Below are 22559 nucleotides of genomic sequence, written 5' to 3'. Positions count from 1 at the left end.
TAGTTCTCCCGAAGCTCCGCGCGGTCAGGCCGCGATCGCCATTTCCGGCCGCCGGTGGCGGCGCGCGGCGACCGTGAGCCGCATGCTGAACAGGATCCACGCTCCGGACAGGACGGCGCACGGCACGCTGATGATCAGCCGGGCGGGCTCCAGCAACCCGGTCGCGCCGCCGTACAGCGCGACCGCGATGAGGTTCAGCCCCACCGCCGCGGCCACGGTCAGCGAGACCGAGCGTGCCGTGCACGGGCCGTCCATCCGCCGCGAAAGCAGCCGTGCCGCGATCACCCCGGCGATCGCGACCACCGGGGACAGCGCCGCCACGACGTCGGCCGCGCCGATCACGCGGTGGTACCAGGACGGCGGCGGGGCACCGAACCGCGACCAGTCGCTGAAGCTCAGCACCCGCGCGAGGTCCCAGGCGACGATCAGGATCGGGACACCGACGATCAGCTCCCACAGGACGCGGACGTCACGCCGTAGTCCCAGTTCCGCCTGGTAGTCACGGGCGATCAGGTCGGCCGGGCCGAAATCGGCGACGGCCCGTCGTTCGGCGTCGAGCTCCGTGACACCGCCCGCGCGATAAGCCTCGGCCGCGTCGATCAGGCCGTCCCTCGCCTCGGTGAGCAGGTCGGCCTTGGCCCCCGCCGACCCGCTCAACCGTCTGCCCAGCTCCGAAATGTAGGCCTCGATCGCGCTCATGCCGTGCTCCCCCCGAGGACACCACCTATGACCGTGGTGAACTCCTGCCACTCCGCCCGTTCCGCCGCCAGCGCCTTCTGCCCGGAGCGGGTGAGCTTGTACGTACGACGTTTGCGGCCGGACACGACGTCCCATTCGCTGGCGAGGAACCCGGCGCGCTCCAACCGGCGAAGCGCCGGGTAGACGGTGCCCGTCGGCAGGTCGAGCGCACCGTCACTGCGGAGCTGGAGCGCCTCGATGATGGCGTACCCGTGCAGCTTCCGGCCGTCGAGGACGGCAAGGAGCAACGCGTCGAGGTGCCCGCGCAGGCTGTCGGCCTTCATAGATAGACAGTCTACACATCGCCGATCATCAGGGTAGTCGGGTTCTTCCCGGAACCACCTCAGGGAATGTCCCCGAGATCACCCCGATTTCATAGATTTCGTGCCTACATGTAGCCAGCCTACGTATACAGTGCTTCGACATGGACGCACTCCCGATCGCGAGACTCCAGTTCGCGACGACGACCTCGTTCCACTTCCTGTTCGTGCTGCTCACACTGGGGCTCGTGACACTCGTCGCGGTGATGCAGACACGCTCCGCGCTCGGCGGCAAGCCGACACACCTGCGGATGACCCGCTTCTGGGGCAAGCTTTACGTGATCAATTACGCGCTGGGAATCGTCACCGGAATCGTGATGGAATTCCAGTTCGGACTGACCTGGACCGGCTTGTCGTCGGTCGCGGGCGACGTCTTCGGCGCGCCGCTGGCCATCGAGACGCTGGTGGCCTTCTTCGCCGAATCGACCTTCCTGGGGCTGTGGATCTTCGGCTGGGGGCGGCTGAACAAATGGGTCCACCTGGCGCTGATCTGGCTGGTCACGCTGACCGCGTACGCCTCGGCACTGTTCATCATGGTGGCCAACTCGTTCCTCCAGAACCCGGTCGGCACGCACAACGAAAACGGTGTGCTGAAGCTCGACGACTTCGGTGCCCTGTTCACCAACCCGGCATTGACGATGTCGCTGCCGCATGTGCTGAGCGCGGCGTTGATGACCGGCGGGTTCTTCGTGGTCGGCGTCAGCGCGTACCACTTCATCAAGCGCACCAAGGAGATCGAGTTCTTTCGGCGTTCGATGCGGATCGGCGTGCTCGCCTCGCTGGTGGGCAGCACGCTGGTGATCGGCTTCGGTTTCGGCCAGTTCGGCCCGCTCGGGGAGTACCACCCCGACAAGCTCGACGGAGCGGATCCCCTCGTCGGTGCCTCGCTGGGCTTCATGATCCAGATCGGGTTCATCGCCTTCCTGGCCTCGATCCTCGGCACGCTGCTGCTGTTCCGGAACTGGATCACCAAGGTGCGCCCGCTGCTGTACGTGATGGTGCTGGCCATCCCGCTGCCGTTCATCGCGGCGATCCTCGGCTGGCTGGTGCGGGAGATCGGCCGTCAGCCGTGGCTGATCCGCGGTCAGCTGACCACGGCCGACGCCGTCGCGTCGATCCCGGCGGGCCAGATCCTGTTCTCCTTCATCGCTTTCACGCTGTTGTTCACGGTTCTCGCGATCGCCGACTGGGTGCTGATGTCGAGGGTCGCCAAACGCGGCCCGGAACCCGAAGAAGAGACGACCGCGCCTCGTGCCGAACTTCCCGTCCTGAGCGGAGTCTGACCCATGGTGATCCTGTGGTGGTGTGTGCTCGGTTTCCTGACCTCGGGCTATTTCGCGCTGGCCGGCTACGACTACGGCGTCGGGATGCTGCTCGGCAGGCTCAGCCGTGACGAGGAAGGGCGGCGGCGCGTACTCGGCGCTTTCGGCCCGTTCTTCCTCGCCAACGAGGTCTGGCTGGTGGCCGCGGTCGGCGTCCTGTTCGGCGCTTTCCCCCATCTGGAAGGGAAAGTGTTCTCCGGGGCCTATCTCCCGGTCGTCACCCTGCTGCTCGGACTGGTCACGTTCACCGCGGCGGTGCAGTTGCGCAGCAGGCGGCCGGACGCCGGGCGCGGCACCTGGACGCTCGCGATCACCGTCGGCGCCTGGGTGACGGCGGTGTCCTGGGGCGTGTTCCTCGGCAACCTCGTCCTCGGGCTCCCGCTCGACGCCGAGGGAGCACCGACCGGCGGTGTTCTCGCCGCGTTCGAGCCGTACGCGCTGCTCTGGGGTGCCGGGTTCGTCGCGCTGTTCGCCTTGCAGGGAGCGGCTTTCCTCACCGTCCGGGCGCCCGCCGAATTCACCGCCCGCGCGAACCGGGTCGCCAAGGCCCTGCTCGCGCCCGCGCTCGCGTTCCTGGTCGTGGCGGTCGTCTGGGGCGCGATCGAGACCACCGCGTCGTGGACCGTGCTGCCCGCGATCGTGCTGGCGTTCGGCGCGCTGGCCGTCGCGGCCGCGGCACTGCGCGCGGGGCGGCACAAGGCTGCACTGGTCGCCACGATGGTCCTGTCCGCTTCGCCGGTGCTGGCCGTCGGGACACTGCGCCTGCCGGACGCTCTGGTGTCCTCTGTGGACGGAGGGTACTCGCTGAGCCTGACGGAAGCGGCCTCCAACCCCGAGATGCTCGAGCTGCTCACCTTCGTCCTGCCGCCCGCGCTGGTGGTGATCGCCGCCGTGCAGTGGGTGACCTGGCGACAGCACGGCGACCGTGTCGACCAGCGCTCGTTGCTGCACTTCTAGGAGTCTGAGATGCCTCCCCTTCCCGGGCTGCGACGCCATTTCGGCGTGCTGGCCGTGCTCGGCACGCTGACCGCCGTGGCGATCCTCGTCCAAGCGGACGGCCTCGCGACGCTGCTCACCGGCGGCGGCGTGACCTGGACACTCGCGGCCGCCATCGCGGTCCGCGTGCTGCTCACGGGTGTCCAAGGTTCACTCGGCGGCCGGTTCGCTGCGACGGTCAAAGCCAAGCTGCGCAAGCGGCTTCTCGGCGCGGAAGCGGAGAATCCCGGCGAGGTCGCGACTTTGGTGACCAAAGGGATCGACGCCGGCGACGCCTACCTGACGGGCTATCTGCCGACGGTGGTGCTGTCGGCGATCGTTCCGGTCGCCGTGCTCGTCCGGCTGTTCACCGCGGATCTGGCGTCGGCGCTGATCATCACCGCGACGCTGCCGCTGATCCCGGTGTTCGCGATCCTGGTCGGGCAGCATACGAAAGCGAAGACGGCCAAACAGTGGCGGCTGCTTTCCAAGCTGGGCGGACATTTCCTCGACGTCGTGCGCGGGCTCGGCACGCTGAAGGTGTTCGGCCGCGCCGCCGCGCAGGCCAAGACCGTGCGGGCGATGGCGGACGCGCATACGGACGCGACGATGCGCACGCTGCGGGTCGCGTTCCTGTCCGCACTGGTGCTGGAACTGGTGGCGACGCTTTCGGTGGCGCTCGTGGCGGTGCCGATCGGTTTCCGGCTGCTGGAAGGCGGCATGGTCGTGCACACGGCCGTGCTGGTGCTGCTGCTCGCGCCCGAGGCGTACCTGCCCTTGCGGGCGGCTGGGGCGAAGTTCCACGCCAGCGCGGAAGGGCTCGCCACGCTGCGGGAAGCGCTGGCCGTTCCGGCGGAGGAGCCTGTCCGGGGTTCCCGGGTGGCTGGCCGTGGTGCGCCGCGGATCGTGCTGGAGAAGGTGAGCGTCGCGTACGGCGACGAGGTCGCTCTGTCCGAAGTGGACCTGACGATCGAGGCGGGCGAGCACGTCGCGCTCGTGGGCCCCAGCGGTTCCGGGAAGAGCACCTTGCTGGCGGTCTTGCTGGGCTTCGTCACTCCGACGTCCGGCCGCGTCCTCGTCGACGGCGTCGACCTGCGCGAACTGGATCCGGCGTCGTGGCGGGCCGGGACGGCCTGGGTGCCGCAGCGGCCGACGCTGTTCACCGGGACCATCGAGGAGAACATCGCCATGGGCCAGGTGCCGGACGTCCAGGCGGCGGCCCGCGCGGCGGCGTTCGACGAGGTCGTGCGGGGGCTTCCCGGCGGCTACCGGACGCGGATCGGGGAACTGGGCGCGCCGCTTTCGGCGGGGCAGCGGCAACGACTCGGCCTCGCCAGGGCGCTGGCCCGCACGGAGGCGAGTCTGGTGCTGCTCGACGAACCGACCGCCCGGCTCGACGCGGAGACCGAGGCGGCCGTGCTCGGCGCGACCCGCGAACTGCTCACCGGCCGGACCGCGGTACTCGTGGCCCACCGGCCCGCGATGGCCGAGCTGGCCGTCCGCGTCATCGAAGTCCACGATGGCGCCGTAAGAGAACGGGAACTCGTGTGAACGTCTGGGGTGTGTCCACAAAGGACGTCGTCCGACTGGTGCGTGCCGGGCTGATCGCGGCCGGGGCCGAGCTGGCCGGGCTGGCGCTGATGGCCACGGCCGCGTGGCTGCTGCTGAAGGCGGCCGAGCAGCCGCCACTCGCGTCGCTCACGGTGGCGATCGTCGCCGTCCGGACGCTGGCGTTGCTGCGCGGCGGGCTGCGCTACGCGGAACGGCTCGCCGGGCACGAAGTCGTCCTGCGTTATCTCGGCGCCCTGCGGACCCGCGTGTACACGTCACTGCTGCCGCAGCGGGTTTCCCGGCATTCCGGCGGTGACCTGGTGACTCGTCTGGTGTCCGATGTGGACGCCGTGCAGGACGCGATCCTCCGCTGCCTGTTGCCCGCCGGTGTCGCCGCTTTCGTGGGCACGGTGTCGACCGCGGTCGCGCTGATCGTCAGCCCGACGGCCGGTCTGGTGCTGGCGCTCGGGCTCGCCGTCGCCGGGATCGGGTTGCCGCGGCTGTGCGTGCGGATCACTCGCGCGGCGGCGCAGGAGAGCGCTCCGGCACGGGCTGATCTGGCCGAACGATCGGTCGAACTGATCACCGGGCGACGGGAGCTGATCGCCTACGGTGTGCACGAGTCCACTGTGGACGCCGCACACACCGCTGTCGATGCCCTCGCCGCCCGGGACCGGGCGACGGCTAACCGGATCAGCCTGCTGACCGCGGCAGGGATGCTCGTCCAGCTGCTGACCTGCGTCACGATCGCGCTGACCGCCGGGGTTTCGCCGCCGCGGACGGCGGCGCTGGCCTTGGGCGCGCTGGCCGTGTTCGAGCTGGTCCTGCCGCTGACCGCGGCCGCCCAGCGCTGGGTCGAGGTCCGCGCGTCGGCCGAGCGGGTGCGCGCGCTGCTGACCGAACCGCCGCCCGCACGCGGAACCGCGGTGCCCGAGCCGGGGCACCTGCGGCTCGAAGGCATCGGCGTGCGTTTCGAGGGCAGGGCTCCGGCGCTGGACGGCGTCGACCTCGACCTGCCGCCGGGCAAACGGGTCGGGATCCTGGGGCCGAGCGGTGCCGGGAAGACGACGCTGCTGAACGTGCTGCTGGGATCCGTGACGCCGACGTCCGGACGCGCTCTGCTGAACGGAAAGCCGCTCGACACGTACGACCCGGCACTGCTGCCGTCGGTGGTTTCGGGCGCGCTCGCGGACGCGCACGTCTTCCACACCACCGTCCGGGAGAACCTGCTGCTCGCGAAGCCCGGTTCTTCGGACGCCGAGTTGCTCGCCGCCTGTGAAACGGCGGGTTTCGACCTGCCGCTGGACCGTGAAGCCGGCTCCGATGGCGACGCTCTGTCAGGAGGGCAGCGCCAGCGGCTCGTGCTCGCGCGGGCGGTGCTGGCCGCGCCGCCGGTCTTGGTGCTGGACGAGCCGGTCGAGGGACTGGACCCGGAACACGGCGACGCCGTCCTGGCCGATGTCCTCGCTGCCGCGCGCGGCACTGTCGTCCTCGTGACGCATCGCGAAGCGCACTTGGCGGGCTTCGATGAGGTCGTGCGGCTGTGTTCCGCGTCCAATCACGCAAGTTCTCCGGCTGGACACGCGTGATCTCCATCCAGTCACGCGTGTCCTCCCTAAGATCACGCGACAACGAGGGGGATCACGAGAGGCCACGGACTTCGCGCATCGGCGGCCGGTCGCTGATCGACACCTCGGCGACCTCCGGCCGCCATTCGTCACCTAGTTGCATGAACTGGGTGAGCTGAGCCGGGTCGTCCGACTTGATGCCGCAGCGCGCGAGCGCCGTCCCGAGGATCTGCCGCGCCATCACACCCAGCTGAAGCAGCGAACGGTTGCGATGCTTGCGTACGCCGAGGTTGACCTGTGCGAGCCCTTCGAGGCCGTAGCGCGCTTCGGCGTCGAGGATGAGCCCGATCTCGACGCCGTACCCGGCCGCGAAGGGCACTGACTCGAGGAACTCGCGCGTCGCGGCGTACTCGCCGCCCAAGGGCTGGATGAGCCCCGAGAGCGAGGGGCGCAGCGCCGAGAGGACCGGTCGCGCCAGCAGTTCGGTGACCCGGCCGCCGCCGCTGCTCTCCAGCCGCAGCGGCCGCCGATAGAAGCCTTTGACCAGGTGGACGCCGTCTTCGCAGAGCAGGGGCCCGAGCAGGGTCGGCACGAACGCCGGATCAGGGTCGACCAGGTCGGAGTCGAGGAATACGACGACGTCACCGGTCGTCGCGGCCAGCGACCGCCACAGCACCTCGCCCTTGCCCGGCACCGGCGGCAGTTCGGGGAGCACGTCCTCGCGGTGCACCACCCGGGCGCCGGCGCGTTCGGCGAGCTCGGCGGTGGCGTCGGTGGACCCGGAGTCCATCACGACCAGCTCGTCGACGATCGTGCCCAGCAGCGGCCGCACCGTGCCGACGACTTCGGCGACGGTGTCCTCTTCGTCGAGTGCCGGTAGCACGACCGAAACCGTCCGGTCACCCTTCGCAGCGACGATGTCGTCGAGCGTCCAACCGGGGTTCTGCCACGTGCGCCGCTCGAACCAACTCATGAGTAGTGATCGTGCCATGCTGGAGTCCGACACCCTGTCGATGGAGGAAACCTTGCTACCGCTACTCGTCCGATTCGTGCTGGGCCCGCTGGTCAGGGCGCTGTACCGCCCCGAGATCCGCGGCGTGGAGAACATCCCCGCCACCGGTCCGGTGCTGCTGGCCCCCAACCACCGGGCGGCCCTGGACACCGGCGTGATCACTTTCACGGCGATGCGGCAGGTCAAGTTCCTCGGCAAGGCGGAGTACTTCACCGGCCGCGGGCTCAGGGGCAAACTAATGGCGGGTTTCCTGGGCGGCCTCGGCTACGTCCCCGTCGAACGCGGCAACGCGCAAGCCGGTCTCGCCGCGCTGGAAGCGGCGCGGAAGGTGCTCGACGCGGGCGGCGCGTTCGCGATCTACCCCGAGGGCACCCGCTCGCTGGACGGACGGCTGCACCGCGGCCACACCGGCGTCGCCGCCCTGGCGCTGGCGACCGGCGCGAAAGTCGTCCCCGTCGCCCTTTCCGGCACCGAGGACTTGCAGCCCGAGGGGAAGCGGATCCCGCGGCGGGCGAAGATCACCGTCACCTACGGCTCGCCTTTGGACTTCTCGCGGTACGAGGGACAGGACTCATCACCGGCGATCCGGCGCTCGGTGACCGACGAGATCATGTACACGATCCTGGAGCTTTCGGGGCAGGAGTACGTCGACTCGTACCACAAACGCCCTGATCAGAGCGCTGCCTGACGCTCGGGCGATAGCAAAGGTCCCTTGCTCCCCCTGAAGACCTCCACATGCCGTGAAGGCCTCCTTGCCTACCCTCAAGGTAGGCAAGGAGGCCTTCACGGACTGGCGCTTCGCCACCTGAGTCCCAGCAACCCCAAGCGCCACAGCAGCGTCGCGTGAAGGCCCCCTTCCCTCGGCTGAGCCGAGGGAAGGGGGCCTTCACGCGACGACAAGACCTACTTAGCCCACTTAGGACGCGGCGGAGGCACGTAGCCCGCGAAGCCGTCCAGAAGCGCCGAAGCGTCCGAGTCGATCAGAAGCATGTCCCGGTACCCCGCCGACAGGAAGCCCTCCGACACCATGTGGTCGGCGAACTTCAGCAGCGGCGCGTAGTACCCACCGACGTCGACCAGCCCGATCGGCTTCTCGTGCAGCCCGAGCTGCGCCCAGGTCCAGACCTCGAACAGCTCCTCCAGCGTCCCGGCACCGCCCGGCAGCGCGAGGAATCCGTCGGACAGCGCGGCCATTTTCGCCTTGCGCTGGTGCATGTCGGCGACGACGTGCAGTTCGGTCAGGCCGGCGTGCGCGATCTCGACGCTGCCGAGCGCCTCCGGGATCACGCCGATCACCTCGCCGCCCGCGGCCAGTGCGGCGTCCGCGACGACGCCCATGGTGCCGACCGAAGCCCCGCCGTAGACGAGTCCGATTCCGCGAGAGGCCAGCAACGTACCCAGCGCGCGTGCCTCGTCGGCGTAGCGCGGGTCGAAGCCCATCGAGGAGCCGCAGAAGACGCACACCCGGCGCGGAGCCGCCATCAGTGGGTGTCCTCCCATGCCTGGTACGAGTCCTGCACGACCCGCACGGCGTCGTCGATGTCGTCGGTGACGTGCAGCAGGTCGAGATCCTTCTCGCCGATTTTGCCCTCGGCGAGCAGCGTCTTGGCGATCCAGTCGTACAGGCCGCCCCAGTAGTCGCTGCCGAACAGCACGACCGGGAACTTCGTGACCTTCTTCGTCTGCACCAGGGTGAGCGCCTCGAACAGTTCGTCGAGCGTGCCGAAGCCGCCGGGCAGGCAGATGAAGGCCTGCGAGTACTTGATGAACATCGTCTTGCGGGCGAAGAAGTACCGGAAGTTGACGCCGAGGTCGACCCACGGGTTCAGGCCCTGCTCGAACGGCAGCTCGATGCCGAGGCCGACGGAGAACCCGCCCGCCTCGTTGGCGCCGCGGTTCACCGCTTCCATCGCGCCGGGGCCGCCGCCGGTCATCACCGCGAAGCCCGCGTTCGCGAGCGCGGCACCGATCTTGCGGCCGACTTCGTACTCCGGGTGGTCCCGCTTGGTCCGAGCCGAGCCGAACACGGTCACCGCGCGCGGCACCTCGGCCAGCGCGCCGAAGCCCTCGACGAACTCCGCCTGGATCCGCAGCACGCGCCACGGGTCGGTGTGCACCCAGTCGCTCGGCCCGCGTGAGTCCAGCAGGCGCTGGTCGGTGGTGCTGCCCTGGTCACGGCGATCCCGCCGCAGCACGACCGGGCCCTTGTGGCGCTCGATCGGACGTTCCGGGTACTGGCCGTCGGGGAACTCGCTGTTTGTCTCACTCACCCAACCAAGACTACGACGTCGTCACGGTCCGGAGCGGCAGCATCGCCGCGAACAGGAGTTGTCGGATTCGCGAACGTGGGGCCCGCCGGAGAGCGGGCCCCACGAGCACGTCTAGGAACGTCCTGCCAGCGAGAACGCGAGCATCGCCGTCGAGGTGAAGTCGATGGCGGGTTCGTTGCTCGGCCACGAAGCGAGGTCGTCGGTGTAGCGGGACTCGGTCGTGTCGAAGGCGTCGTACGGCTTCGTGCACTCCTTGGCCCCGGCCGGGAACGGCAGGTCCGCGAAGTGCTCGGCCCCGTTCGGTCCATTCACGACCGCGCCGTAGAGCACCTTCTCCTCACCCGCGAGGTTGGCCGCCTGGTGGTGCGGGCACTTCGGGGACGTCGTGCCGACCCCGACGACCAGCGAGATGCCCCAGGCGTTCGCCCCGAGGGTGAAGTTCCGTTGCTGCGAACCGAACGCCGCGTACCGCCGGTCACCGGTCACGTCCGCGTACAGCCGCTCAGTCGCGGCGAACCCGAAGCTCTTGCTGGCCGCGTCGAATTCCTTCACGGACACGGCAGTCCGGAAAGGACTCTTCGCCGCGTTCGCGACACCTTCGTCGAGTTGACGTCGGAGGTCTCCGATCAGCTCCTTCGGGCCGAGCGCGGCACCGGGGACGCCGTGCCGCAGGAGCTTCGCCAGTTCGGCGTGCGCCAGCGCGCTGGTGTCGTACAGGTTGAGCGTGCTCTTCTCTTCGAGGTCGATGTACGCCTTCGCCCAGTGCGCCGCCTGCTGCGTCCATTCGACGGACCTCGGGTCCCGCAAGGCCTTGCCCGCCAAGGCGAGCTGCGTCGCGCCGAGTTCCATATCGTCCCGCCAGGACGATTCCGGGTAGTAGGCGTGCGGGAACGCGGTGACGAGTTCGCCGACGTCCTCGGTCTTGGCCTGTGCGAAGACCGAGGCGGCCTCGGCGAGGTACTTCCTTGCCAGCACGGGGTTCCGCTTCGCCTCGACCTGCGCGCCGAGCGCGAACGCGGCGGCCACGCGGCCGGCGAGGTTCGGGCTGAGCGCGGAGCCGCCGGGGTTGGCGGGGAAGACCGGCCGGTGCTTGACGAAGTACTTGGGGTCACCGGGTTTCACGTCGAGCGGGTCGTCGTCGTGCGGGTTCCGCCAGACGTCGTGGTCGCCGAGGAACCCGAACTTGTCGCTGCCCGTCCCGATCCCGACCTGGGCATACAGCGTCTTGTTCTGCTGGTCCCACATCTTGTCGAGCCAGTCGAGGCCGAGCGTGACCTCCTTGGCCAGCACCGGGTCGTAACCCTCGCGGAGCACGTAACCCATCTCCGCCAGCGAATACGCCGTGTTCGAGGTGAACTTGACGAAGTCGCCCGCGTCGACCCAGCCGCCTTCGACGTCGATCGGCCCGCCGACCGGCTTCAGCGGTTCGGCGATCTCGTCGCCACCTTCGCCGACGAACACCGGCCAGTCGTAGACCGTGGCCTGCTTGTCCGCCAGGTGTGAAGGCTTCCTGCCGAGACGCCCGGGAATGATGTCGTCGCCGTCACGCTGAGCCTGGAAGAATTCGTTCGTGGCACGGACGAGCGGCGTGAAGAGCCGCTGCTTCGTGTCCACCCGGAACGTCGGCGACGTCGCCTTGGTCTCGCCGCTGACCTCGATCCGGTACTTGCCCGGCAGCCAGACCTTCGACAGGTCGAGCTGGTACACCGCCGGGTATTTCGCGTTCCACGCGCCGAGCGACTGCCCGGTCCGTCCACGATGGACGGTCCAGCCGTGCTCGTTGACCACCGAGAACGACCCCGGCGCGCTGGACAGGAGATAAGCGTACTTGGTTTCGGTGATGCCGTAGCCGACCTGATCGACCCGGACCTCACCTTGCACCGCCGCCGCGGCCGAAACCGCCGGAACCGTCAAACCCCCGAGGACCAGTGCCGAAACCGCGGCCACCGCCCGGGACCAGGAACTCACCATCATCGGCGCCCCGCTCATGACTCGTCAGAGTTGATCAAATTAGTTAAGAAAGTTTCCTTTTTATTGCGCACGACGCTAGCGCGCGGAACACCACCAGTCAATATGTCCGTTTCGGTGGTCGAAAGTCACCGGATCCGGAGCGTTGTTGGCGGGTATCTGTCCGGCTCAGCGCGGATGCCCGCCGGGAAGTCGTCTACCGTGGGCCGATGCCGTCCCTGCGAACCGAGGCCGAACCGCTCGGCGCGCGGATCCGGCGGTTGCGCAAGGCGCGCGGGCTGACCCAGCGTGAGCTCGCCGAGCCCCGGTACGACCGCGGTTTCCTCGCCAAAGTCGAGTCCGGCAGCCGCGTGCCCTCCGACGACGTCCTGGCCCATCTCGCGCGGCGACTCGGACTGACGGCGGACGAGCTCCGCTTCGGCAGGCCGCCGGGCGCCGCCGCGGAACTCACCGACGCGCTGGAAAGTGCATATCGGGAATTGCAGAAAGGCGGACTCGAAGCCGCCGAACGTGAATTCGCGCGGATCGAACGACGAGCGGCCGCGTACCGGCTGCCCGACGTCCAGTGTCACGCGCGGTTCTATCTCGGCGAGGTCCACTGGCAGCGCTACGACATCCCGTTGGCGGACAAGGGGTTCGCGCACGCCATGGAACTCGCCGAAACCGCGTCGCCGCGGCTTCGGGCGATGATCGTCAACCGCGTCGCCGCCTGCCGCGCACTGTCGGGCGATCTGGGCGCGTCGGTCGCTCTCGTCGAAACCGCGCTCGCCGGGCTCCGCGCCGCAGGCCCTGTCGACCCCGACGCCGAACTCGCACTGGTGACCGCGCTGATCCACCCGCTCATCGAAATGGGCGCGCTCCGCCGCGCGCGGCGGGCCGCCGAAGAAGGACAGCGCGCGCTGGCTTTCGCCCGCCGCAAGGACATCTCCGCGCGATACCACCGGCAGGCCGCCCAGCTGTGGCAGGCGATCGGCCTGGTCGACCGCGCCGAAAAAGATCTTTCGCGGGCACTGCGACTGTTCACCTCCATCGGCTACGACCGGGACGCCGCCCGGAGCCGCTGGGCCCGCGGCTTCCTGTGGCGACGGCTGGGCAAACTCGACGACGCGCACGCCGAACTACTGCTCGCCCGCGACCTCCTGGCCAAGGCCGGTTCGCGCGAAGGCGTCCTCGGCGCGACCATCGAACTCGCCGACGTCCGCCGCCGCCAAGGAGCACTCGACGAGGCCACCGAACTCGCCGAGGGGATCCGGCCGCTTCTGGATCGATCCCCCGACATCGAAGCCAAGGCGGAGGTTCTCCGGCTACTGGGACTCATCGCCCGCGCCCGCGGCGATCTGCCCGAGGCGACCGCGTTGCTCGAAGAAGCCGCCACCGCACAGGAAAACTCCGAACTGCGCGGCGCCCTCGTGGCGACCTCACTGCATTTGGGTGACATCTTGCGCGCTCGCGGACTGCTCGACGAGGCGACGGCGGCCTATCGGCGCGGCGTACGCGCGGCCGCTATGTCCGATTCCGGGCCGTCGGACTGAAAACCATACGAAAGTCGCCATATATCGCGACTGGCGGCAAAAGCCTTACTACACAAGGATTTTAATCCTCGCATATTGATCTTCACCCGCCCCGCTAGACCATCCGGCCCATTGACGGGCCTATGACCGGCTCCTTTACTCGGACGTGTCCATCGAGATAACTCCAGTTATCCGAATGGACACGCTCCCCGTCCCCCGCCGTGCTCCCCGACTCGGTCGAATTCCCCGCCGCGCCTCTGGCCGCCGGGTTCACGGTCCTGCCCATGGAAGGTTCCCCATGACCGTTCAGCGAGGGCTCAGAACAGGGTTGGCGGCCATCGCCGGCCTTGCCCTGAGCATGACGTTCCCGGTGACCCCGGCGAACGCGACCACCGCGACCAGCCAGCCCGCGAGCCCCGACTCGGTGGCCGCGAGCGCGGCCGACCGGGCCGCGGCGACTGGTGTAGACCAGTTGCGCAAGGGTGCCGACGAAGGCTTCCGCCGCGTCGGACTGACCCCTGGTGGCGGTGGACTCTTCTACGCCGCTTACGAACGGACCTACCGTGGCCTGCCGGTCGTCGGCGGGGACGCGGTGGTGGTCGCCGACGGCGCCGGGCGCGTCCGCGGCACCAGCGCCGCGGAGACCGCGGCGATCTCGGTCGACACCAAGGCCAGGATCTCCGCGGCGAAGGCGGCCGAGGTCGCCCGCGGCCAGCTGTCCAAAGTAGACAGTGTCACCGCGCCGAACCTCGTCGTGCTGGCGGGGAACTCCCCCAAACTCGCCTACGAGGTCGTCGTCGCGGGTACCAAGGCGGCGACGCCGAGCAACCTGCACGTCTTCGTGGACGGCGCCACCGGCGCGGTCCTCCAGACGCGTGACGACGTCAAGATGTCCAACTTCCCCACCGCCGCGCGGACCGCGTCGACCGACGCCAGTGTTCTGGGCGCCGGGAACAGCTACTACGCCGGCAACGTCACCATCGACACGACGAACTCCGGCGGCACCTACACCATGCGCGACCCGCAGCGCAGCAACATCAGCTGCGCCCGCCAGAACGGCTCGCCCTACAGCGGTCCGGACGACAACTGGGGCAACGGCTCCGGCACCGATCTGGAAACCGCCTGTGTCGACGCGCTCTTCGGCGTCCAGACCGAGTGGAAGATGCTGAGCGAATGGCTCGGCCGCAACGGTATCAACGGCAACGGCGGCGGCTTCCCCGCCTACGTCGGCCTCAACCAGGCCAACGCCTTCTGGAACGGCTCGTCCACCACCTACGGCCGCTCGTCGGACAGCCAGCGCCAGGCCACCCCGATGGACGTCGTCGCGCACGAGTACGGCCACGCCATCTTCCAGACCACGCCGGGCGGCGCGGGCAGCGGCAACGAGAACGGCGGCCTCAACGAGTCCACCGGTGACATCTTCGGTGCCGTCACCGAGCACTACGCGAACAACGCCAAGGACACCCCGGACTACGACGTCGGCGAGGGCGTGAACCTGGTCGGCCGCGGCCCGATCCGCTACATGAACCAGCCGAGCAGGGTCTCGGGCAACCCCGACTGCTACTCGTCGTCCATCCCGAACACCGAGGTGCACGCCGCCGCGGGCCCGCAGAACCACTGGTTCTACCTGCTGGCCGAGGGCACCGCGCCGGTCGGCAAGCCGGCCAGCCCGACCTGCAACAACACCTCGATCACCGGTATCGGCATCCAGAAAGCCGCGAAGATCTTCTACAACGGCCTGCTGAAGAAGACCTCCGGCTGGAACCACCGCGCGGCCCGCAAGGCCACCCTGGAAGCGGCGCTCGCGCTGTACCCGAGTTCCTGCACCGAGTTCAACACCACCAAGGCGGCGTGGAACGCCATCAGCGTTCCCGCGGCGACCGGCGAGCCGACCTCGTGCACGCCGCAGGGCAACGACTTCTCGGTCGGCGTCACCCCGGCGTCGGGCACCGTCAAGCCGGGTGAAACGGCCACCGTCACGGTGAACACCGCGACCACCAACGGTACGGCGCAGTCGGTGGCGCTCAGCGCCAGCGGCCTCCCGGCCGACGCGGCCGCGAAGTTCAACCCGGCTTCGGTCCAGTCCGGTGCCTCCTCGACGCTCACCATCGAGACGACGGCGAGTACCCCTGAGGGCACCAGCACCATCACGGTGACCGGCACCGCGGCCAGCGGCACGCATACCGCGCAGTACACGTTGACCGTCGGCACCGGCGGCAACATCCGGACGTTCAGCAACGAAACCGACTACCCGCTGAACGACTACGCCACGGTGAACAGCACGATCTCCTCCACTGCGACCGGTAACGCCGTGTCCCCGGTGAAGGTGACCGTCACCGGTACGCACACCTGCTCCGAGGACCTTCGCATCAGTCTGAAGGCCCCCGACGGCAGCACGTACTCGGTGAAGGCCACCGGTTCCCTGCCGTGCACCGATCTGGGCACCCGGAACTACTCGGTCCCGGTGACCAACGAAGTCGCGGCGGGCACCTGGACCCTCGTGGTCTACGACGCCTACGCACAGGACACCGGCACGCTCAGCAGCTGGTCGATCACCGTCTAGCTCTCCCACGTGCGTGAAGGACTCCTTCTCCTGGCCCGGCCGGGGGAAGGAGTCCTTCACGCAAACCCCGATCCAGGAAGGAATCCCGGCATGAAGTGGGGAAAGCGAATAGGAGCGGCCGTCATCGGCATGGCCGCCGTATTGGGTGTCGTCGTGACACCCGCGCAGGCCGTCACGGCCGCGACCAGCAATGCCGCGCCGGACATCTCGCTCGCCAACATCAAGGCGCACCTGAGCGCGCTGCAGACGATCGCCAACCAGAACGGCGGAAACCGCGCCTCGGGACGGCCGGGCTACCCGGCGTCGGTGTCCTATGTGGCGCAGAAGCTGCGCGACGCCGGCTACAACGTCACGCTCCAGACCTGCACGAGTTGCGCGGGCCAGAACCAGAACATCATCGCGGAATGGCCGCAGGGTGACGCCAACCAGGTCATCATGCTCGGCGCGCACCTCGACAGCGTCGCCGCCGGCCCCGGCATCAACGACAACGGTTCAGGTTCGGCGTCGATCCTCGAAGTCGCGCTGACTCTGGCCCGTGAGAACCCGACGATGGCCAAGCGGGTCCGCTTCGGCTGGTGGGCCGACGAGGAGTCCGGCCTGCGCGGGTCCAAGCACTACGTCGCCAACCTGCCGGCCGCCGAGCGTACGAAGATCAAGAACTACTTGAACTTCGACATGATCGGCTCCGACAACTGGGGCTACTTCGTCTACGACGACGTCGCTTCGGTCAAGGCGGTGTTCGACGAGTACTTCACTTCGATCGGCATCCGGACCGAAGGCGACACCGAGGGCGACGGCCGCTCGGACCACGCCTCGTTCAAGAGCGCGGGCATCCCGGTCGGTGGCCTCGCGACCGGTGCGGGCTACACCAAGAGCGCCGCTCAGCAACAGAAATGGGGCGGCACCGCCGGGCGGGCGTTCGACAGCTGCTACCACCGCGCCTGCGACACGCTGTCCAACATCCCGGACACCCCGCTGGAGAAGAACAGCGACGCGATCGGCTACGCGGTCTGGAAGCTCGCCGTCGGCGCGTCGACGGGCCCCGACTTCTCGCTGGCCCTCTCCCCGTCGTCCGGCACCGTCCAAGCGGGACAGTCGACCACGGTCACGGTCAACACCGCGACGACTTCCGGTGCGGCACAAGCGGTTTCGCTGAGCGCCAGCGGCCTCCCCGCCGGGGCGACCGCGACGTTCAACCCGGCTTCGGTGCAGTCCGGCGCCTCCTCGACGCTCACCATCGCGACGTCGGCGAGTACTCCCAACGGCACCAGCACGATCACGGTGCTCGGTGACGGAACCGCAGTGGACCGCACGGCGCAGTACACGCTCACCGTCGGCGATGTCAGCGTCCGCACGTTCACCAACGGCACCGACTTCGCGCTCAACGACTACGCCACGGTGAACAGCCCGATCACTTCCAGCGCAACGGGTTCGGCGACCTCGCCGGTGAAGGTGACGGTCACCGGAACGCACACCTGTTCCGAGGACCTGCGGATCAGTCTGAAGGCGCCGGACGGCAGCACGTACTCGGTCAAGGCGACCGGTTCCCTGCCGTGCACCGACCTCGGTACCCGGAACTACTCGGTCCCGGTGACCAACGAAGTTGCTTCCGGCACTTGGACGCTCGTGCTCTACGACGCCTACGCGCAGGACACCGGCACGCTCGACAGCTGGACCATCACGGTCTGACCAGCTGAATCGACAGGGCCATCTCACGGGGGCACCCGGCCTCGTGAGATGGCCCTCGTGCTGCCCGGGAGAATTTCGGACAACCTTTCGATATCTGGTCTAGACCACCCGATCGTCGGTAGCGCCACTCATGCGTGGCGACCTATGTTGAGCCGAACGGCCGCTTCCTGTTCGTTCACAACCGCTTTCGAGATGGGAGCTGGGTATGTTCGGTCGCGTCTCACGGCTGCTCGCAATCACCGGCGCGGCGGTACTCGCCGTCACCACACTGGTCGTCCTGACCCCGGCGCAGGCGTCGGTGGACGCCGAGGTCTGCGCGGTCAAATCGAAGCCAGCGGGCAAGATCCTGCAAGGCTACTGGGAGAACTGGGACGGCGCTTCGAACGGCGTCCATCCGCCGATGGGCTGGATCCCGATCACCGACGCGCGGATCAAGGCCAATGGGTACAACGTGATCAACGCGGCCTTTCCGGTCATCCTGTCCGACGGAACGGCAAAATGGGAGGATGGGATGGACGCGACTGTGAAGGTCGCCACACCGTCCGAAATGTGCGCCGCGAAGGACGCGGGCGCGACGATCCTGATGTCGATCGGCGGCGCCACCGCGGGCATCGACCTGAACTCGGCCACCGTGGCGGACAAGTTCGTCGCGACCATCGTGCCGATCCTGAAGAAGTACAACTTCGACGGGATCGACATCGACATCGAGACCGGCCTCGTCGGCAACGGGAACATCAACACGCTTTCCGCGTCGCAGAAGAACCTCATCCGCATCATCGACGGCGTACTCGCCGCGATGCCGCCGAACTTCGGGCTCACCATGGCGCCCGAGACCGCGTACGTCACCGGCGGCAGCGTCGTCTACGGCTCGATCTGGGGCGCGTACCTGCCGATCATCAAGAAGTACGCGGACAACGGCAAGCTGTGGTGGCTGAACATGCAGTACTACAACGGAAGCATGTACGGCTGCTCCGGCGATTCGTACCAGGCCGGGACTGTGCAGGGCTTCGTCGCGCAGACCAACTGCCTCGACAAGGGCCTGGTGATCCAGGGCCAGACGATCCGGGTTCCCTACGACAAGCAGGCACCGGGTCTGCCCGCGCAGGCCGGAGCCGGTGGCGGCTACATGTCGCCGAGCCTGGTTTCCCAGGCGTACCGGAGCATTCCGGCGCTCAAGGGCCTGATGACCTGGTCGATCAACTGGGACGGTTCACGGAACTGGACCTTCGGGAACAACGTGAGGTCGCTCCAGGGCCGCTGACCATCTCGTGCGGCACCCCGGCGCAAGTAGTCCTCTAGTTGCGGTCCTTGCACACGCAACTACCGCAACTAGAGGACTACTTGCGGTCGGTCGGTGGGCCGCGCACGCACCCTTTCGGCGCGCTCGGCCGTATCGTTCTCGGGCATGGGCGAGGAGGTCGGCGGACGGCTGCGGCGGTTGCGCGCCGAACGCGGCCTCACCCAGCGCGAACTCGCCGAACCGCACTACACCGCCGCGTACGTTTCGTCCGTCGAGACGGGCGCCCGGACCCCGTCCGGTGACGCGTTGCGCCACTTCGCCGCACGGCTCGGGGTGGACACCGGCGAACTGCTCGGCGTGACCTCGCCGCGCGACGACGTCCGGCTCGACCTGGACATCGCGGCGGCCGCGGCGGACTTCCTCGCGGGGAACGACTCGGCTCCGAAGATGCGGCGACTGGCGCGGCGCGCGCAGGGGATCGGCAGGAGCCGCCAGGCCGGGCTCGCCTGGCTGTGGCTCGCGCGGTACGCCGAAGGCGAAGCCCGGCCGCGGCTGGTGGTCGCCGCCGAAACCGCGCTCGGCGACGACATCCCGCCGTACCGGGAATTGGCCGTGGCGCTGCGGGCGAACGTCCTGATCGACCGCGGCGAGCCGCACCACGCGATGCACCTGCTCCGGACCGCGCTCGACGCGAGCCTCGACCGTCATCCGCATCCGGTGCTCCTGCTGACGCTGCACGCGTACCTCGCCGAAGGACGGCTCCGCCTCGGCGAGACCATCCAGGCCGCGCACCACGCGGGCGAGGCTCTTCGGCTGGTCCGCGGCGGCGAGGAGCTCCTGGCCGAGCTCACCGAGAATCAGCGGCGGCTGGCCGAGGCGTATCTCGGCGAAGGACGGGTGGCCGACGCCGTCGCCACCGTGTCGGCGCTGCACGACCTGCTCCACGAACGGGCGCTGCGGCCGGTGCTGGCCCGGTGCCTGTTCGCGCGGGCGCTGGTCCGGCGAGCCGACGATCCCGAGGGCGCTCTCGCGGACCTTCGCGCGTCACGTGCGGCCGTATCCGATCACGCCGTCACCTTGGAACTCGCCGATCTCTGCCGCGAACTCGGCCGACTCGACGACGCCGCCGTGCTTCTCGCCGAAGCGGCCGAAGCCATCCTGGAGGACTCGCCACACTCCGCGTCCCTTACTTTTCAGCAGGGCTTACTCGCTCTGGCGCGCGGAGACCTCGAAGCGGCCGAAGCGGGCTTCGCGCACGCCATCGACGTCGCCGCCCTCCGCGAGGCTCGGGGCGTCCTGGCCGCTTCAGTGGACAAGGCGGGAGAGCTGCTTCGCGACCAGGGACGCTCAGAAGAAGCCGCGGACCTGTTGCGGCGTGGACTACTCCTATTAGGTGCCGAAGAGGACATTCCAACGTGACCGAAGTGGACATGGAAGACATCCGCGCCCGGCTGGTGGGCCGATTCGGCCCTGACGCCGAGGAATGGCTCACCGGCGTCCCGGCCCTCGCCGCGCGGCTGGCCTCCCGGTGGGGTTTCGTGCTGGGCGAGTTGTTCGAGAGCGGCGCCTCGTCCGTCGTCCTGCGTTGCCGCTGGTCCGACGGGACCCCGGCGGTGCTCAAGCTCAGTCCGGACGGGGCACTGCTGGCCAAGCAGATCGAGATGCTGCGGGTGTTCGCCTCGTCGGGCCGGGTGCCCGCCGTGCTGGCCGCCGACGCGGACGCCGGAGCGATGGTGCTGGAGGAGATCCTGCCGGGCACCGAGGCCGAGGACCTGCCGTCGCCGTCCTTGCCACGGCGATGGGGAGAGTTGCTCACCGCGCTGCACTCCGTGGACACGCCCGCGCACTGGCCGTCGAGCCTGCGCGGCCGATGCGAGGAAGCCTTCGACCGGATCGGCCGGAGGCTGACCGAACCGGCCATCGCCGCCCGGATCGGCCAGGAAACCTGGCGGCGGGCGATAAAGCGCTGCGAGGCGCTGCTGGACACGCAGGACCGGATCGTGTTGCTCCACGGCGATCTGCACCTCGGCAACGTCCTGGACGGCGGTCCGTCGCGCGGTCTGATCGCGATCGATCCGAAGGCGTGCCTTGGCGATCCGTGTTATGACGCGGTCGACTACGTGGTGTCCGGCGCCGGGCACGAGGGTGTCGAGGCCCGCTGCCGCCTGGTGGCGAACGCGTGCGGGCTCGACGGGGACAGGTTGTACGCCTGGAGCCGGGTCATCGCGCCGATGTTCGCCATCGGGTACCTCACCTATGGCGGCCCGGAAGGGGCGATCGACGAACTGCTCGCCCTGGCTAGCTGAGGAACTCGCGCAGCACCGCGGCGACCTGCCGGATCTCACCGGCCCGCACGTTCTCCTGCCGCGTGTGCGCCAGCGTCGGGTCGCCGGGCCCGAAGTTCACCGCCGGAATCCCGAGAGCCGCGAAGCGCGCGACGTCGGTCCAGCCCAGCTTCGCGACCGCCTTGCCGCCTGCCGCCGCGACCAATTCAGCCGCCGCGGGGGCGCTCAGACCAGGCAGCGCACCTGGCGACAAGTCGACAATCTTGACGTCGTAGCCCTCGAAGACCTCGCGAAGGTGCGCCTCCGCCTCCTCGGCACCGCGGTCGGGGGCGAACCGGTGGTTGATCGTGAGCACGGCCTCGTCCGGCACGACATTGCCCGCGACACCGCCGCCGATCTTGGTGGCCTGCAAGCCTTCGCGATAGGTCAGGCCGTCGATGTCGACCACCCGCGGGGTGTACTCGGCCAGCCTGCGCAGCGGTTCGGCGAGGCCGTGGATCGCGTTGACGCCCATCCATCCGCGCGCGGTGTGCGCCCGGACGCCTTCGACGCGGATCTCGATCCGCATCGTGCCCTGGCAACCGCCCTCGATACCGCCGTTCGACGGCTCGCCGAGGATCGCGAGGTCGGCCCGCAGCCACTCGGGCAGCTCACGCTCGATGCGGCCGAGGCCGTTCTTCGTCGCTTCGATCTCTTCGCAGTCGTAGAAGACGAAGGTCAGGTCGTGCCTCGGCTCGCGCACGGTGGCAGCGAGGTGCAGGAAGACGGCGTCGCCGCTCTTCATGTCGACGGTGCCCAGGCCGTGCAGGATCTCGTCGTCACCGGCCCCCTCACGACGCACCGGCAGGTTCTCGTTGACCGGAACGGTGTCGAGATGCCCGGCCAGCATCACCCGAGAAGGGCGGCCGAGGTTCGTGCGGGCGAGGACGGCGTCGCCGTTGCGGATCACCTCGAGGTGCGGAGCCTGCGTCTCCAGCGCGGCCTGCACGGTGTCCGCGATGGCCTTCTCCTCTTCCGAGACGCTGAAGATGTCCACCAGCGCGGCGGTGAGGTCGACGGGGTCCGCGTGCAGATCGAGCGAAGGCATGCCCGCACCGTACCGGCGAGGCAGCGGGGCTACCGTGAAGGAGTGCGCATGCGAGTGATCTTGGCCGGCCTTCTCCTCGTGCTCGGCGGCTGCGGATCGGGTGAGGTCCCGGTGACGGTGAGGCCCACCCAGAGCGTGGGGCCGGACGTGCTGCCGATCAAGCTCAAGGCGCTGACCACCGACCAGTGCTACCTGACACCCGGGACCGAGTCGCCCAAGGGCTGCCAGAAGTACGTCACCGAACTCTCCAGCGCGGCGGGCAGCATCCGCAAGCGCCGCCCGGACCTGTCGTCGCACGCCGACACCCTCGATCGCCCGATCTCGGCGTTCCGCACCGCGAACTGCCAGGACCAGGCGGCCCCCGGCGGCCCGTGCGGACAGGCCCTCACCGACATGTCGGCGGCACTGACCTCGGTGAAGAGCCTCGTCGGCGGCTGACCCCGGTCACTGGGTTACCGTT

General features: G+C 68.9%; 19 protein-coding genes. 12 read left to right on the top strand and 7 right to left on the bottom strand.

Features of this window, described 5'->3' with window-relative positions:
• Window positions 1–24: 24 nt before the first annotated feature.
• Both ACLARN_RS18915 and ACLARN_RS18910 read right to left on the bottom strand, forming a co-directional pair.
• Complete coding sequence (locus tag ACLARN_RS18915; RefSeq protein ID WP_409492741.1) at window positions 25–699, bottom strand: permease prefix domain 1-containing protein; 675 nt, start codon at window positions 697–699, stop codon at window positions 25–27.
• Window positions 696–1022 carry a helix-turn-helix transcriptional regulator gene (locus ACLARN_RS18910; RefSeq protein WP_005155407.1) on the bottom strand — a complete coding sequence of 109 codons (327 nt, stop codon included), beginning with the start codon at window positions 1020–1022 and terminating at the stop codon, window positions 696–698. The genes ACLARN_RS18915 and ACLARN_RS18910 overlap by 4 nt, the downstream gene beginning before the upstream one ends.
• Before the next feature lie 140 nt (window positions 1023–1162).
• Here ACLARN_RS18910 and ACLARN_RS18905 point away from each other — a divergent pair, with 140 nt between their 5' ends.
• The 4 genes from ACLARN_RS18905 to cydC are packed head-to-tail and all read left to right on the top strand — an operon-like array spanning window position 1163 to window position 6495.
• On the top strand, window positions 1163–2341 hold the full coding sequence (locus tag ACLARN_RS18905) for a cytochrome ubiquinol oxidase subunit I (protein WP_409492740.1): 1179 nt from the start codon (window positions 1163–1165) through the stop codon (window positions 2339–2341).
• A gap of 3 nt (window positions 2342–2344) precedes the next feature.
• Window positions 2345–3337, top strand: a complete 993-nt coding sequence (locus ACLARN_RS18900; protein WP_409492739.1) for a cytochrome d ubiquinol oxidase subunit II — start codon at window positions 2345–2347, stop codon at window positions 3335–3337.
• Between the two features lie 9 nt (window positions 3338–3346).
• A complete protein-coding gene (cydD, locus tag ACLARN_RS18895; protein ID WP_409492738.1) occupies window positions 3347–4906 on the top strand; it encodes a thiol reductant ABC exporter subunit CydD in 1560 nt (519 codons plus the stop codon).
• Entirely contained in the window at window positions 4903–6495 is a 1593-nt protein-coding gene (gene cydC, locus ACLARN_RS18890; protein WP_409492737.1) for a thiol reductant ABC exporter subunit CydC, read from the top strand. Before cydD ends, cydC begins: the two co-directional genes overlap by 4 nt.
• Window positions 6496–6547: 52 nt before the next feature.
• Here the strand turns inward: cydC and ACLARN_RS18885 are convergent, their stop codons facing one another.
• Window positions 6548–7447 (bottom strand): glucosyl-3-phosphoglycerate synthase, encoded by a 900-nt coding sequence (locus tag ACLARN_RS18885; RefSeq protein WP_409492736.1) that lies wholly within the window; start codon window positions 7445–7447, stop codon window positions 6548–6550.
• 52 nt (window positions 7448–7499) lie between these two features.
• Here ACLARN_RS18885 and ACLARN_RS18880 point away from each other — a divergent pair, with 52 nt between their 5' ends.
• Window positions 7500–8174 (top strand): lysophospholipid acyltransferase family protein, encoded by a 675-nt coding sequence (locus ACLARN_RS18880; RefSeq protein WP_409492819.1) that lies wholly within the window; start codon window positions 7500–7502, stop codon window positions 8172–8174.
• Window positions 8175–8389: 215 nt separating this feature from the next.
• On the opposite strand, the gene ACLARN_RS18875 is transcribed toward ACLARN_RS18880, so the two are convergent.
• The 3 genes from ACLARN_RS18875 to ACLARN_RS18865 all read right to left on the bottom strand — a co-directional run bounded on the left by ACLARN_RS18875 (window position 8390) and on the right by ACLARN_RS18865 (window position 11730).
• On the bottom strand, window positions 8390–8968 hold the full coding sequence (locus tag ACLARN_RS18875) for a TIGR00730 family Rossman fold protein (protein WP_409492735.1): 579 nt from the start codon (window positions 8966–8968) through the stop codon (window positions 8390–8392).
• Complete coding sequence (locus ACLARN_RS18870) at window positions 8968–9756, bottom strand: TIGR00730 family Rossman fold protein (RefSeq protein WP_409492734.1); 789 nt, start codon at window positions 9754–9756, stop codon at window positions 8968–8970. The genes ACLARN_RS18875 and ACLARN_RS18870 overlap by 1 nt, the downstream gene beginning before the upstream one ends.
• 111 nt (window positions 9757–9867) lie before the next feature.
• A complete protein-coding gene (locus ACLARN_RS18865; protein ID WP_409492818.1) occupies window positions 9868–11730 on the bottom strand; it encodes a glycoside hydrolase family 9 protein in 1863 nt (620 codons plus the stop codon).
• Window positions 11731–11933: 203 nt separating this feature from the next.
• Here ACLARN_RS18865 and ACLARN_RS18860 point away from each other — a divergent pair, with 203 nt between their 5' ends.
• From ACLARN_RS18860 to ACLARN_RS18835, 6 genes are all read left to right on the top strand, one after another.
• Window positions 11934–13256 carry a tetratricopeptide repeat protein gene (locus ACLARN_RS18860; RefSeq protein WP_409492733.1) on the top strand — a complete coding sequence of 441 codons (1323 nt, stop codon included), beginning with the start codon at window positions 11934–11936 and terminating at the stop codon, window positions 13254–13256.
• 277 nt (window positions 13257–13533) lie between these two features.
• A complete protein-coding gene (locus tag ACLARN_RS18855; RefSeq protein ID WP_409492732.1) occupies window positions 13534–15798 on the top strand; it encodes a M4 family metallopeptidase in 2265 nt (754 codons plus the stop codon).
• Between the two features lie 90 nt (window positions 15799–15888).
• Window positions 15889–17487 carry a M20/M25/M40 family metallo-hydrolase gene (locus ACLARN_RS18850; RefSeq protein ID WP_409492731.1) on the top strand — a complete coding sequence of 533 codons (1599 nt, stop codon included), beginning with the start codon at window positions 15889–15891 and terminating at the stop codon, window positions 17485–17487.
• Between the two features lie 205 nt (window positions 17488–17692).
• Entirely contained in the window at window positions 17693–18748 is a 1056-nt protein-coding gene (locus tag ACLARN_RS18845; RefSeq protein WP_409492730.1) for a chitinase, read from the top strand.
• Between the two features lie 144 nt (window positions 18749–18892).
• A complete protein-coding gene (locus ACLARN_RS18840; RefSeq protein WP_409492729.1) occupies window positions 18893–20146 on the top strand; it encodes a helix-turn-helix domain-containing protein in 1254 nt (417 codons plus the stop codon).
• Complete coding sequence (locus ACLARN_RS18835) at window positions 20143–21033, top strand: aminoglycoside phosphotransferase family protein (protein ID WP_409492728.1); 891 nt, start codon at window positions 20143–20145, stop codon at window positions 21031–21033. The genes ACLARN_RS18840 and ACLARN_RS18835 overlap by 4 nt, the downstream gene beginning before the upstream one ends.
• On the opposite strand, the gene dapE is transcribed toward ACLARN_RS18835, so the two are convergent.
• Complete coding sequence (gene dapE, locus ACLARN_RS18830; RefSeq protein WP_409492727.1) at window positions 21026–22099, bottom strand: succinyl-diaminopimelate desuccinylase; 1074 nt, start codon at window positions 22097–22099, stop codon at window positions 21026–21028. The genes ACLARN_RS18835 and dapE overlap by 8 nt on opposite strands.
• Before the next feature lie 48 nt (window positions 22100–22147).
• On the opposite strand from dapE, the gene ACLARN_RS18825 reads away from it, so the two are divergent.
• On the top strand, window positions 22148–22537 hold the full coding sequence (locus ACLARN_RS18825) for a hypothetical protein (protein WP_409492726.1): 390 nt from the start codon (window positions 22148–22150) through the stop codon (window positions 22535–22537).
• Window positions 22538–22559: the final 22 nt, after the last annotated feature.

This window comes from Amycolatopsis sp. cmx-11-12, assembly GCF_046269425.1.
Lineage (GTDB): Bacteria > Actinomycetota > Actinomycetes > Mycobacteriales > Pseudonocardiaceae > Amycolatopsis.
This window is presented reverse-complemented; position numbering and strand designations above follow the sequence as displayed.